Raw genomic sequence first — 12,972 nt, 5'->3', positions numbered from 1 at the left:
ATACCCATTCGCCAAAATTAGAAAGGGTTGTTGCTTTGTATTATTGGAGCACCGATTGCACGATGCTAAGTAATAAAAACCTCCTTAACGGAGGCGCTGCATAGCCCTTCTATGGCATTCAAAACTCTTTTCAAAAACTTGGATGCCGGGCACAGCAAAAACTCAACGAGGTAAGTGTTGAATAATGAAAATTTAGGAGTTTTTAAGTGGGAGAGGTGGCACGCATAAATATGCGTTTACCTTCTTACAGTATAAGCGATTTTGCTGTTTTGTCAACTATTATTTGTTCACTTAATTGCTATTAGTTGCACTCTAAACCCTGCAAGCCTGATGTTATAAGGGTTGTAGCTTTTTTAACTGCTAAAATATATTTTCATTGCGAAAGGCCGAACGTACGTTCCACCGATAAACCTTCTGAACCTACTACTTACACGCCAAGAAAAATGGCATGGGTAATATTCTAACATCAATAGTTTATTGGGCAAACAAAAACTTGCACGTTTCTATAAATTATGAATGTCCTATGCTGTAGCTCTTTAAATCGCTTGATAGACTTAAGAGGCTACATAGGTAGCAGTAAAAGCCTATCGTCGTTTTTAGCTACGATTTCCCCACTAAAAACCCTGTTTCGTTCGATGTTCAGGGGAAGGCGAAGGACAGTAATCCAATCACCTTGGCTTTCTGCTCCAAACTCGGACCCTTTGAGTAAAGATCGAACGTAATCATTCCCGTCTCGTGTCCGAACAATCCCGGCATCACTGCCGCGTCCGCACCCGCCCGATGCACTTCCGTGATGACTGTCTTCCTGATGCTGTGGAACACATGCTCTTTTCCATATTCTGCTGATGTCTTCAGCCGCCCGAAGCGTTTGCTGAGCGAGTCCAGGCGGTTGCCATATTTATTATTGCCACCGGGCAACAGGTAGCCATCTGGGGAAGCCTCAAGCAGTGATGACACAAGACCCGCGATCTTTGGATGTATTGGCACCTCTCGGATACCAGCAGCTGACTTTGCTTCCTTTATATGGAAGCTGATAGGTACGTCACCTTTGATAGTGAGGCTGTCGCGGTGAATCCTGCCAATCTCTTCAAGGCGAGCACCTGTGTACGCACCCAGCGCAATCAGGTCAGCTAATGGTTGGTCTTTCTTTGCAACTGCCATAGCGTGCAGGCGTTCTACGTCCTTCTTACTGAAGGCATCCCAGCTCACAGCCTCGCCTTTGATCGTTGGGTAGTCGTGATCGGCAAAAGGATTGGGCTGGCCTTTGTATTGTTCCCGCCAATCAACGTCATGCTTACAAGCCCATTTCCAAAAGCTGCTGCATGACCATGCGTGTTGCTTCTTGGTTTTTGAGCTGAGAGCGTTCCCGGCTTTGTCTGTTAGCTGATCGAGGTAGGCCGACACCGTGTCGAAGCTCACCGGCTTGCCCGTCTCGTTCAGGTACTTAGAAAACTGATCCACTCGACGGGACATCTGGTCGATGGTCTTAGGCTCGATTCCTTTGCGCTCTTGAGATAGGCGGAAGGCTTCGATTCGTTTCTGAGTGATAGGGCTTCGTGGCTTATAAACGGATGGGTCTGCTGCGATGCTGTGAGCCTCTGAAGCGTCGGCACCAGTGAGAGACAAGGTGGTAACGGCGTTAGATGCTGATGCACCACGTAGCAACTCGTTAAGCGCCTTGGTGGGTCCTATACGATCTATGCCGGTTGCTTGAGATTTTTGCAGGAGGAGGGCGGGTAGTTGGTCTGCTTGTTCAGACGGCACACCGGCAGCTTTCATATCTGCGATGGTTTCCTGAAGCATTGGCCACATTTCTTCTATTAGCTCTGAGGTGAGCTTGTGCTTGTACTCAGGGCCACTGACGGCACGCATAACCTGACGATTCAGGCTCTTTGTGTACCGTGCGCTATCTGTTGCCAAGCTTTCCCGCCATGTGTCTCCAAGCTTCGCTTTCTGCTCCCTAGCGTCTCGAATCTCTGCTTTCCATTTCGCCAGCAAAGGTAAACGGCGTTCCATTGCCTCACTACGTAGACCTGTCTTTAGTGACTGCGTAAGCACAGGGCGACCACCAAAGGCGTGACGCACTCCCTCGGGAATATCCAGCCGCACATACCATGTGCTTTCGCCTTTCTTCTGGAAAATATGGTCTGCCATGATCCACGCCGGGGCTGAGTGATAGAGTCGATTCTACTACTCAATTCTACTACTCATGGTGCTGTAATGCCCGAAATAGCGTGGTTTCTGGGCTGCGGGTGAGAGATTTTAGAGTCCCTATCTCTCCGCCACTACATATAGCCTAAGCCCCTGAAATTCCTAGAGTTTCGGGGGCTTTTGCGTTTTGGTCTACGTAGCGTCGGCAGAAGTGTCATGGCTCGATTTACGTGTCGCTCGTCAGGCAGTTGAACGATTCGCTACGGTTGATAGAAGTCTTTGCCATGACTATCGGGCGTTGCTTGCCCACCCTTACGGTCGGCTTCGTTAACGCTCATGCTGCCGCCTTTAGCCATAACCATCTCTTGCTCAATTCGGTGTTTTCGGAAGGGCAAGAAGGTTACTTCTATGTGGATAGATGACGCAGCCTCGCAAGGGGCTCTTCGACGATATACCTCGCATTGACAGCCTTCGAAAAGGCATAGGAGAGGTTGACCCCGAAAAAGCCGCTATAGCACCGCGACAAGTGCGACGCATCGCTGAAGCCCGCCAGCTTTATCGCCGAAGCAGTGGGCACGCCAGACAATGTCAACGTGACGAATTCGACCAATCTGTACCACAAGCGATGCCTGCGCAGCGGCGTCCCGACATGGACGCTGAACAGCCGTATCAGCCCGGATTCCGAGAGGCCGACTTCGCTTGCCAGCGCGCGAACGGAGATGTTCAGTGAGGCGGTATTCCTGAGACGCTCGATCACATAGATGACGCGTGGGTCGGGACTTGCGATATCGCTGGTTGTACAGCCATGAATAAGGGCCTCCACGCGCCTCTGTGCCTCTTGGAAATCCGGCGCTTCATCGCGCAGCTGAATCAGGCTGGCCGCCAACTGCCTCTCTTCTGCCAGGTTGTGGTAGACGCCAGCGGTGATCGACCTCATTCGGCGCTTCAATACCTGGAAATCCAGCTTCGCCGCGTCCAGATAACAGGCCGACATCACGCCTCCCTGGTTTTCAATGCTGATTCTGGTGCCGGCCGGAATGAGAACGCTCCTGGCGTCGATCCAGCGTCCGTCTCCTCGGACTTGGAATCTCACAGACCCTTCAAGACAAACCAGCAATGATGAGGCAGCCGAATGCAAATCCCTGATGCGCAATTGGGTGCGCCCCAGATAGATATAGCGCCTGCTTGAGACGTAGATCAGCGCGGGCCTGGATTGTTGGCTGGAACCAGAATGAGTCATGGCCTAGTTGTTTCGTTGTTGTTTTTATACCGGATGGTTGCTTTTGGCCATCACTGGATGGCTTTATACCAGCTTGGACTGCAAAACTGCGGCTAGTGTAGTTCCCGCTACAGTTCTGTCAAAAAACGCAAGGCGCGAAGTGTTGGGCCAGAAACACTGGATCCGCGGCGTAACAAGATGGAGCGTTTTTGGAGAAGTAACTATTGTTGGGTTGGTACGCCCCTTATTACCTTCTAGTTTTTATCCAGGTACATTCACATTAGTTATTTGGTGTTTGCACGTGGAAGTGGCCGCAACGCAGCTCGACGGCCTGGCGCTTGGGTTTTGGCGCTCTTGCCAGTGCCAGGAAGTTCGACACGGGACAGTGCAGGGCATGCTGCGGGGGCATATTCAAGGGAACTTTTCGCTTCAGTCGTTAAAAGTTGTGTGAGGTGGCCTAACGAGTGAGTCACTTTCGTGAGCGGCCGGTCACTTGTATGAATTGAGCGTGTTCGAAGATTGTTGGCGGCTTATCGCCCTTGTAAGTTTTTTGTTCAGGCACCTTGCTGTATGTGTGGGGTGCCATAAGCAACTAGCGAGAACAATAACAAGAGGGCGAACTGCATGAAGATCAAGATATCAATGGTGAGAAGTGCGCTGCTGATCACTTCACTACTGGCAAGTGCCTACGCGTTGTCCGCACCAGGCCCGTCCGCTCCTTGTACAGATTGTACGCGGGGGCCCAATCCGACGGTTGCCTCGCTCAAGAGCAGGTCCGGGCCGTTCAACGTCGACAGGTTTTCGGTATCCGGGTATTTGAAAGGCTTCGGGGACAGCACGGTGTATTACCCCACCAATGCCACCGGGAAGATGGGCGCGATCGCAGTCATCCCCGGCTATCTGTCCTATGAGAGCAGCATTGACTGGTGGGGGCCGCGTCTGGCTTCGCATGGTTTCGTGGTCATGACGATGAATACCAATACCATCTACGATCAACCCGATAGTCGCGCTACGCAGCTCAGCCGAGCGCTGGACTACCTCATCGAACAGAGCAACAGCCGTTATAGCCCGATCGCTGGCAAGGTCGACAGTACACGCCTGGGCGCCATCGGATGGTCGATGGGTGGGGGTGGTTCGCTCAAGCTTGCGACCGAGCGGTCGCTCAATGCGATCATCCCCCAGGCGCCTTATTACGCGGGCTTCAACAGTTTTGATACGATCAAGACGCCTGCGATGATCCTGGCGTGCGGTGCCGATGTGGTGGCGCCGGTGGCTGCGCATGCATCGCCGTTCTACAACAGAATCCCAAATGCCACCCCGAAGGCCTTTCTGGAGATCTACGGCGGCTCGCACTTCTGTGCCAACTCCGGCTATCCCAACGAAGACCTGCTCGGGATGTATGGCATCTCCTGGATGAAGCGCTTCATCGATTTCGATCACCGCTATGATCAGTTCCTCTGCGGACCCAATCATGAAGCCGATCTCAGTATTTCCGAGTACCGCGAGAACTGCGATTACTGACACCGGTGCGGTTGGGCAGAGGGATGGTCCAGCTCGCCTCTGAGTTTTAGGGGCGAGCGCTTTGCGGCCCGATGCCGAGCGGGCAACGATGCAACGCGATGGTTCATGGGGCGTTCTCGCCATCGGTCGACGGATATGGCCGTGCCTGGTTCGCGTCAATACTCGTCTATCTTGTTGATTGTTCACCGTGCGTCCGTCTCCCGTCGCCCAGCCAGAAACCAACAAGAAGGATAGAGCCACATGCGTCCACTACTCTGTGTCGCTTTGACCGTTTCGCTTTTAGCCAGTAGCCATGCCGCCCTTGGCGCCAAACTCGAAGGCGCGGCAGTTGCGGCGCCGGACGCCTACAGCGCGAAGGTCGCAGCAGGGGTGCTCAGTGCCGGTGGCAACGCGGTGGATGCGGCCGTGGCGACCGCTTTCACACTGGCCGTCACCTACCCGGAGGCCGGCAATATCGGCGGCGGCGGGTTCATGACTCTCTACATGGATGGCAAGCCCTACTTTCTCGATTATCGCGAAGTCGCACCCAAAGCGGCCAGCAAGCGCATGTATCTTGATGACAAGGGTGAAGTCATCGAAAACATCAGCCTGGTCGGCGCCAAGGCGGTCGGCGTTCCGGGAACGGTGTTGGGGCTGTGGGAGGCGCACCGGCGCTTTGGCACACTGCCCTGGAGCGAGCTGATCACGCCCGCCGTAGGCTACGCGCGCGAAGGCTTCAAAGTGGCTGATCAGCAATTCCAATACCGCGAGGATGCCGTCGGGCTGTTCAACGGTACGACCAACTTCGAAGCGTATTTCGGCGCCATGAGCCCAGGGATCAATTTCCGCCAGCCGGAGTTGGCCGAAACCCTCGAGCGCATCGCCGATCAGGGCGCTGATGATTTCTACAAGGGCAAGACGGCCGATCTGCTGGTCGCACAGATGCAACGTGACGGCGGGCTGATCACCAAGGAAGACTTGGCCGACTACCGCACCCTATGGCGCGAGCCGATGCGTATCGACTGGCGCGGCAAGAGCCTTTACACCGCTCCGTTACCCAGCTCAGGTGGCATCGCCCTGGCTCAGCTGATCGGTATCAAGGAGCAGCGTGCCGCCGATTTCAAGGACGTCACGTTGAATTCGGCGCGCTACATTCATCTGCTCGCTGAAATCGAGAAACGCGTATTCGCTGACCGTGCCGACTATCTCGGCGATCCGGATTTCTCCGATGTGCCGGTCGCGCAACTGATTGCCACGGATTATCTGGTGCGCCGCGCCGCCGAGGTCAATCCAACGGCGATCTCGGCCACCGAACAGGTGCGGCCAGGGTTGGAACCCCGACAAACCACACACTTTTCCATCGTCGACGCCGACGGCAATGCGGTGAGTAATACCTATACGCTCAACTGGGATTTCGGCAGTGGGGTGGTAGTCCAGGGTGCGGGCTTCCTGCTCAACGACGAGATGGACGATTTCAGTGCCAAGCCGGGCGTTGCCAATGCATTCGGCGTGGTCGGCAGCGATGCCAACGCCATCGAGCCGGGCAAGCGCATGCTGTCTTCGATGAGCCCGAGCATCGTCGTCCAGGATGGGCAGGTCAGCCTGGTGCTCGGTACACCCGGTGGCTCACGGATTTTCACCTCCATTTTTCAGGTGCTGAACAACGTGTACGACTTCAACCTGCCGCTGAAAAAGGCCGTTTCGGCGCAACGCGTTCATCACCAACTGCTGCCCAAGGACACCATTTACTACGATGCCTACGCGCCACTCACCGGCGAAGTCGCGGATGAGCTGAAGGCGATGGGGTATGTCCTCGAGGATCAGGGCTGGTCGATGGGCGACATCCAGGCCATACGTGTGGAGGGCAAGACACTGCAAACCGCATCAGATCCGCGCGGCCGAGGCGTGGGTATGGTCATCAAGCCATGATGGTCTGCTGAATAACCCGTTGCGCGCGGCCGAAGAATTCCGCTAACACGATCGGTCGCGTCCTGCGGAACGGTTCGGCCCCGGCGCCCCTGTGATTGCTTACGCCTAACGTCTGCCTGCCGGCGCCTTTCGAGTGCGCCGGCACTGCGTGGTGATCGTGCTGTCTGAGCAGTTCACACCGCACCGAGACCTCCGATGATCGAGTGGCTAAAAAATAACCATCAACTGATCTCGCTGATCATTTCCGCCAGTACGCTGCTGGTGTGGGTGTTCTACGCGCAGCTGTTACTGCTCAACTTCCGTCGGCAGCGCAAGCCGAGCCTAATCATCAACCGTGGTGCCGGCAGGGGGTTGAGTTCGCTCTGCCTGATTTCCAACATGAGCGCCGAGCCCATGTTCATTAACCAACTAGTGGTTTGCATCGAGACGTCCAAGGGCCCGCTGGAGCTCGATGTGACCGATATCCGGCAGAGCATCGATGACGAAGACGGCGCCTCGCCTGATCTGCCGATCCACCAGACTACCCACCAGGGGCCGTTGCGCAGCGGTGACTTCATCCACATCGGTACGTTTCAGGGCATGTTGCGTCGCGTCGCCGAGCGGCACGGCATTGAACTACAAGGTCACAAACCGGCCGGCGACTGGACGTTCCATACGCTGGAGATCCGTGCGGTGGCGTACTACGGCCCTGAACGTCATCCGATCGGTGTTCTACGGCGGTTTCGTCTGGGCGACGGTGAGCCGGAATGCATCCTGGTGCCGGAAAGCCCGTTTACTCATCAACTGCTGTCGCGTCGTGATCGCCGCAGGGTGCGCCAGTGGCTAAGAGAATCGCTTGGGTAAGAACGGCTGTTGATCGGGGTGGATGCGTCTGGCTCGACGCTTCACTACGAAAGGGTTCGGAACTTGAGCGGCTGATGGCGGTCTCGTTTAGCTGGCAATGCTGCCGGCGGGCGAGCCCCGTAACGGTAACGGATGCTTGCGATGTGCAGCGTGTAGCGTGGTTGCGCAATTGATTACGGCAGCTCGTCCGCGGACAAGCTTGCGATATGGAAGGGTAGTTCGCGTGGAAATCAACCGCATAAGCGCAAGGGATGTCGACAAATCACATTATGAGTTGGTGGTAATCGGGTCGGGTTTCGGGTCCAGTTTCTTTCTGACCGAAGCGTTGAAGCACCTTACCGGACGCGCCTTGATCATCGAGTGGGGCGATTTTCATCCCTGGGATTGGCAGATCCAGACCCAGAGCAGTTCGGCGATCACACCGGAATCCACCTACGACAACCGTGGCGAGAAGCCCTGGAACACCACTATTGCACTCGGCGGTGGCATGAATTGCTGGTACTCGCAGACGCCGCGATTGCACCCCAGCGATTTCGCCATCCGAGGTCGCTACGGCGTTGGCAACGATTGGCCGCTGAGCTACGACGACCTCGAGCCGTACTACTGTCAGGCCGAGCAGATCATGTCGATTGCCGGTGACCCGGACATGGGCAAGGTGCTGCCACGCAGCCAGCCATTTCCGCAGCCACCGCACAAGGGCTCCTCGATCGACATACTGATGAAGGAGGCGATGCCCGATCATCACTTCATCATGCCGACCGGGCGCGCTCGGGTCGCGACCGGCACCCGCGGCGTCTGCTGCGCCAATGCCACCTGCAATCTCTGCCCAATGAACGCCAAGTTCACTGCGCAGAATGGCCTGGCCGAGCTGTACAGCCATCCGAAAGTGGACGTCTGTCTGAAGACCGAGGTCCGCACGCTCGAATACGAAGGCAGCACCATCAAAGGCGTGACGCTGCGGGCCGAGGACGGTGAGTTCAAAGTGTTCGGTGATCTGTTCGTGCTCGGCGCCAATGCCATCCAGAGCCCGGCTATTTTGCTGCGCTCGGATATCGATTTCGGCGAAACCGGTATGGGCCTGCATGAACAGGTGGGGGCTAACGTCGAGGTCTATCTCAACGGCCTGGGCAATTTCGACGGCAGCACCATCACCACTGGCCTGAACTATTCGCTTTACGACGGTGACTTCCGCAAGGAGCACTCGGCGTGCCTGGTTTATTTCGAGAACCGCTGGCCCTACGGCCTGCGCCCCGAACGTGGACGCTGGAACGAGACATTACCCTTGATGCTGGTCAGCGAGGATTTGCCCAACGTGAAGAACCGGGTTGTGATCGATCCGCAAAGCGGGCAGCCGATCATCGACTATCAAGGCGAGTCCGAGTACGGCATGAAGGGTGTTCAGTACGGTCTGGACAGCCTGGAAAAACTGCTCGCACCGCTGCCGGTCGAATCGATCAATTTCCGTGAATGGCGCCTGACCGAGTCGCACGTGCAGGGCACGCTGCGCATGGGGCAGGTCGATGACGGGTCAGTGGTGGATGGTCAGATGCTGCATCACCGCATGAGGAATCTGGTGGTGGTGGGGACGGCAACCTACCCGAGCTGTTCGCCGGCCAATCCCAGCCTGACGGCTGCGGCCCTGTCCATTCGCGCCGCCGATCTGCTGTATAGCTAAGGATGCCCATGAAGCGTCGTACGTTGTTGCTTTCATCCGCCGCCACGCTTGGCCTGGCGGCGGTCGGTTCGGCCGCCTGGGTATACGAAGACCGTCAGGTATTCATTCCTGAACTGCTGCGCCAGCTCGTCGGTGATTTCCAGATGGCCGCCGAGGATCAGCGAAAATTCGTCGATGCATTGGCCGGACACTATGGGTCGCAGAAGCTTGCGGCGCTGATGGGGCTGTACAAGATTCGTCAGGAAACCGGTGCCGGCAGTGCTTATACCGATCTTCGGGTGGATAACTTTGAACGCCGTTTGCTGACCGACTTCATGGTCTCGACCGATTATCTGCGCCATCAGCACGAGTCCCGTCCGACGGTGTCTTTCCTGGGGTACCGGTTGCCTTGTAGCAACCCCTACGCGCGGTTCGACGGGCTGGCCTGATCTGATCCCAAGGGGGCATTTCGCGGCGAGCCCGCGCCCCGGTGATCCGCTCTCAGGAGGCAAACCCATGCGTATCGCGGTATTCAGCACCAAACCCTACGACCGCCGGTTTCTCGATCAGGCCAATCAGGCGCACGGACATGAGCTGGTCTACTTCGACCCGCAACTGACGGTGGAAACAGCACCGCTGGCGGCGGGTTTCCGTGGAATCTGTGCCTTCGTCAATGACCGGCTCGATCGCGAAGTGTTGCAGGTGCTGCGGGCCAGCGGGACCGAGTTGATCGCCCTGCGCTCGGCCGGGTTCAACAATGTCGATCTGGTCGAGGCGGAGCGGCTCGGGATGACCGTGGCGCGTGTACCGGCTTATTCGCCGCATGCCGTGGCGGAGCATGCGGTCGCGTTGCTGCTGAGCCTCAATCGGATGACCCATCGCGCCTACAACCGCGTGCGTGAGGGCAACTTCGCACTCGATGGGCTGCTGGGTTTCGATCTCTATGGCAAGACCGTGGGTGTGGTCGGCACCGGCAAGATCGGGCTGGTTTTTGCCGAGATCATGCATGGTTTCGGCTGCAAGGTACTGGCCAGCGATCCCTTTCCCGATGCCCAGGCCAAGGCATTCGTGCACTACGTGCCATTGGACACCCTGCTGGTCGAAGCCGATATCGTCTCGCTGCATTGTCCGCTGACGCCTGAAACTCATCACCTGATCGATGCTCGGGCTATTGTCCGGATGAAAGATGGCGTCGTACTGATCAACACCGGGCGCGGTCGGGTAGTGGATACCAAAGCCGTCATCGACGCGCTCAAGAGCGGAAAAATCGGTCGGTTGGGCCTGGATGTGTACGAAGAGGAAGAACAGCTGTTCTTTCAGGACCTGTCCCAGCGTGTCATCAGTGACGACCTCTTCATGCGCCTCACGACGTTTCCCAACGTGCTGATCACCGGCCACCAAGCGTTTTTCACCGCCGAGGCACTGGGCAACATTGCCGAAACCACCCTCAGCAATATCTGCGCATTCGAAAGCGGCACCGGCGAGCTTCGGAGAGTCACGGCCGACAAACGGGTTTGAACGGGCGAGTGGGGGCTATTCGAACAACTGACGCAGGCCGCTCGGCACCAGGCCGGTCCAGCGCTTGAACGAGCGGCGGAAATTGGTCGTGTCGTTGAAGCAGAGATAGCTCGCCACTTCCTCGTTGCTATAACCCTTCATCTGGTAGAGATAGAGCGCGACGTGTTTACGCACCAGGTCGAGTTGTTCCTGAAAGTGCGTCCCGTGCTTTTGCAGCTTGCGCTTGAGAGAGGCCGGGCTCATCTCGAAGGCCAGCGCGACCCGTTCGAGATTCAGTGGCGTGCGGATATTGGCGTGCAGATATTCGTACAACTGATCGACGAAGCTGCTTTGCCAGCCGAGGCTCGCCAGTTCGGCGTGGCTGGCATTTCGGGCAACCTGACCGGCAGTTGCCGAGGCATTCGGCCAAGGTTTGTGCAGGTATTCGCGCGGCACGCTCATCATCGTCAGCTGGCTGTCGAAGGCCAGATCCTCACCCATATGGACCCAGTACTGTTCGATGTGGCGCGGTTGCGAATAACTGAAATGAAAGCGCCACGGCAGCCGCTCGCCCGACAGTCGACGGCTCATCGCGACTACCGCCGTCAGGCTGGCTTCAGCGAGAAATCGGCGCAGTTCGTCCGTTCCCCAGCTTTCCACCCAATACAGATGAGCCTGCTTTTCATCGAGCAGCAACCGCGGTGTCAGCAGGGGACTGAGCATCGCGCGCAGGTATTGCAGATGCTCCAGTGCCTGGAGCAGCGTACTGGCGTGGTTCAGCGCATGGCTGGTTTCGCCGTAATGACCAGGGAGCAATCGTTGGCCAAGCAGGAAACTGCTGTCGTCGGCATCCAGCAAGCGCTGAGCGTTGGCGATCAGGGCAAGATACTGAGCGGGGCTGAGGCGCGCACGGCCGCTGGTGACGTCCTCGTAGAACAAACCCGTGCCGCGCAACAGCTGATGGCTATCGATCCCCCGTGATAATGCCAGATCGATCAGTACGGCCGGCTGATGATGGGCCGCGATGAAGCGTGTGTCGCACTCGTAGCCGATGGCCATGGTTCGCTCCTCAGGCGCAGCGCGGTAGCTGCTGCTTGGCCTTGGCCAGGCCTAGGTTGAGGCGCTTGAGAAGCTGCTCGGCATCTTCATCGAAGGCCATCACCGCCGCGCTGCTGGCGCGCAGGTGTACCCGTTCGCCATGCTGAGCGGTCTTGTGTGCCAGGCTGGCCACGGCCTGTTGCAACTCCCTGGCGATCAAACGGGCCTGGGTCTCGCCGGTGTTCGGCAACACCGCGACGAAACGATCCCCGGCCAAGCGGCAAAGCAGGTCCTGGCGGCGCAGGTTGAGCAGCAGCAGTTGCGCCATGGCCTGCAAAATGGCGTCGCCCTCGGTTTGACCGTAGCGCTGGTTGATCGCGCTGAAATCATCCAGATCCACAACCACCAGGGACAGCGGTTGTTGCTCCGAGCGGGCTTGGGAAAGGGCCAGTTGCACTTGCTGGCGTAGGTACTCGGCGGCGCCCAGCGGCGTCAGCTTGTCGAACAGACGGTGCTCGCGGAAGCCTTTTTCGCGTTTGTTCATCTGCTGGCTGATGGCGCGCTGTTCCTGGTTCAGGTGGTAGATGCCCAGTGTCAGCAGTAGCAGACCGATGGGCATCGGTGCGGTTTCCAGCCAGTTGTCCCAAATCGCCAGTTCCGGCAAATGGATGAATTCGTCCAGGGTGTCCATCCACCAGGAGAAGAAGACACAGGCCAGGCCCAGTGCCAGCAGCCGAGTCACGCGCCCGGCCGGGCGGCTGTGCAGCAGCATCATCAGCCAGGCGAGGGCCAGCACGGCCGAGCCGCCTTCGCCGGCGACGTCCATCCAGTTGATCTCGGCCCAGGTTTTGATTTCACCTGTGGCGAGGTGGATCTGCAGACCGGCGTTGGCCGCGAAGGCGAGGCCGATCAAGGTGAAGGTGTGGAGTTTCAGCAGGGATTTCATCGGGTCTCCGTGGCGAGGACGCGCCGGTGCGTGAGGGCACGGAAACAGATGAATGTGACGGTTGGATGAATGGGGTGGGGGTTGAATTGGCTCAGGGCTTTTTAGGGATAGGTTTAAAGGCGGCGCTGCTTAGGTTCAGCGTTAGGCTTATTGGCGAGTTGGTTGAGAGCTTGGTTTCGCCCTGCTGGGCGAGTC

Annotated in this window: 10 protein-coding genes; 6 read left to right on the top strand and 4 right to left on the bottom strand. The window is 57.3% G+C overall.

The annotated features are described in order from the left end of the window. Nucleotides 1-639: 639 nt before the first annotated feature. Together UF78_RS13840 and UF78_RS13835 are read right to left on the bottom strand one after the other, a co-directional pair. Nucleotides 640-2,154 (bottom strand): DUF6538 domain-containing protein, encoded by a 1,515-nt coding sequence (locus tag UF78_RS13840; RefSeq protein ID WP_045162805.1) that lies wholly within the window; start codon nucleotides 2,152-2,154, stop codon nucleotides 640-642. Nucleotides 2,155-2,557: 403 nt separating this feature from the next. After that, on the bottom strand, nucleotides 2,558-3,391 hold the full coding sequence (locus tag UF78_RS13835) for a helix-turn-helix domain-containing protein (RefSeq protein WP_045162804.1): 834 nt from the start codon (nucleotides 3,389-3,391) through the stop codon (nucleotides 2,558-2,560). Nucleotides 3,392-3,994: 603 nt separating this feature from the next. On the opposite strand from UF78_RS13835, the gene UF78_RS13830 reads away from it, so the two are divergent. The 6 genes from UF78_RS13830 to UF78_RS13805 all read left to right on the top strand — a co-directional run bounded on the left by UF78_RS13830 (nucleotide 3,995) and on the right by UF78_RS13805 (nucleotide 10,814). Then, nucleotides 3,995-4,891 (top strand): alpha/beta hydrolase family protein, encoded by an 897-nt coding sequence (locus tag UF78_RS13830; protein WP_045162803.1) that lies wholly within the window; start codon nucleotides 3,995-3,997, stop codon nucleotides 4,889-4,891. 240 nt (nucleotides 4,892-5,131) lie between these two features. Beyond that, entirely contained in the window at nucleotides 5,132-6,799 is a 1,668-nt protein-coding gene (gene ggt / locus UF78_RS13825; protein WP_045162802.1) for a gamma-glutamyltransferase, read from the top strand. A 195-nt stretch (nucleotides 6,800-6,994) separates the two neighbouring features. Then, nucleotides 6,995-7,642, top strand: coding sequence for a hypothetical protein (locus UF78_RS13820; RefSeq protein ID WP_045162801.1), 648 nt, complete (start codon nucleotides 6,995-6,997; stop codon nucleotides 7,640-7,642). A 223-nt stretch (nucleotides 7,643-7,865) separates the two neighbouring features. Continuing rightward, on the top strand, nucleotides 7,866-9,317 hold the full coding sequence (locus UF78_RS13815; protein ID WP_045162800.1) for a GMC oxidoreductase: 1,452 nt from the start codon (nucleotides 7,866-7,868) through the stop codon (nucleotides 9,315-9,317). 8 nt (nucleotides 9,318-9,325) lie between these two features. After that, nucleotides 9,326-9,745 carry a hypothetical protein gene (locus tag UF78_RS13810; protein WP_045162799.1) on the top strand — a complete coding sequence of 140 codons (420 nt, stop codon included), beginning with the start codon at nucleotides 9,326-9,328 and terminating at the stop codon, nucleotides 9,743-9,745. A 67-nt stretch (nucleotides 9,746-9,812) separates the two neighbouring features. Continuing rightward, nucleotides 9,813-10,814 carry a 2-hydroxyacid dehydrogenase gene (locus tag UF78_RS13805; RefSeq protein WP_045162798.1) on the top strand — a complete coding sequence of 334 codons (1,002 nt, stop codon included), beginning with the start codon at nucleotides 9,813-9,815 and terminating at the stop codon, nucleotides 10,812-10,814. A 15-nt stretch (nucleotides 10,815-10,829) separates the two neighbouring features. On the opposite strand, the gene UF78_RS13800 is transcribed toward UF78_RS13805, so the two are convergent. Further along, nucleotides 10,830-11,852, bottom strand: coding sequence for an AraC family transcriptional regulator (locus UF78_RS13800; protein WP_045162797.1), 1,023 nt, complete (start codon nucleotides 11,850-11,852; stop codon nucleotides 10,830-10,832). A gap of 10 nt (nucleotides 11,853-11,862) precedes the next feature. Beyond that, nucleotides 11,863-12,777 (bottom strand): GGDEF domain-containing protein, encoded by a 915-nt coding sequence (locus UF78_RS13795; protein WP_045162796.1) that lies wholly within the window; start codon nucleotides 12,775-12,777, stop codon nucleotides 11,863-11,865. Nucleotides 12,778-12,972 lie beyond the last annotated feature (195 nt).

It is taken from the genome of Stutzerimonas stutzeri (assembly GCF_000952685.1).
In the GTDB taxonomy this organism is placed as follows: Bacteria; Pseudomonadota; Gammaproteobacteria; order Pseudomonadales; family Pseudomonadaceae; genus Stutzerimonas; species Stutzerimonas stutzeri_E.
Note: the sequence above shows the minus strand (reverse complement) of the source record. Positions and strands in the feature narration are given on the sequence as shown.

Coding starts and splice junctions, on each gene's coding strand:
- UF78_RS13840 (WP_045162805.1), bottom strand. CDS start 2,154: ATGGCAGACCATATTTTCCAGAAGAAAGGCGAAAGCACATGGTATGTG.
- UF78_RS13835 (WP_045162804.1), bottom strand. CDS start 3,391: ATGACTCATTCTGGTTCCAGCCAACAATCCAGGCCCGCGCTGATCTAC.
- UF78_RS13830 (WP_045162803.1), top strand. CDS start 3,995: ATGAAGATCAAGATATCAATGGTGAGAAGTGCGCTGCTGATCACTTCA.
- ggt (WP_045162802.1), top strand. CDS start 5,132: ATGCGTCCACTACTCTGTGTCGCTTTGACCGTTTCGCTTTTAGCCAGT.
- UF78_RS13820 (WP_045162801.1), top strand. CDS start 6,995: ATGATCGAGTGGCTAAAAAATAACCATCAACTGATCTCGCTGATCATT.
- UF78_RS13810 (WP_045162799.1), top strand. CDS start 9,326: ATGAAGCGTCGTACGTTGTTGCTTTCATCCGCCGCCACGCTTGGCCTG.
- UF78_RS13805 (WP_045162798.1), top strand. CDS start 9,813: ATGCGTATCGCGGTATTCAGCACCAAACCCTACGACCGCCGGTTTCTC.
- UF78_RS13800 (WP_045162797.1), bottom strand. CDS start 11,852: ATGGCCATCGGCTACGAGTGCGACACACGCTTCATCGCGGCCCATCAT.
- UF78_RS13795 (WP_045162796.1), bottom strand. CDS start 12,777: ATGAAATCCCTGCTGAAACTCCACACCTTCACCTTGATCGGCCTCGCC.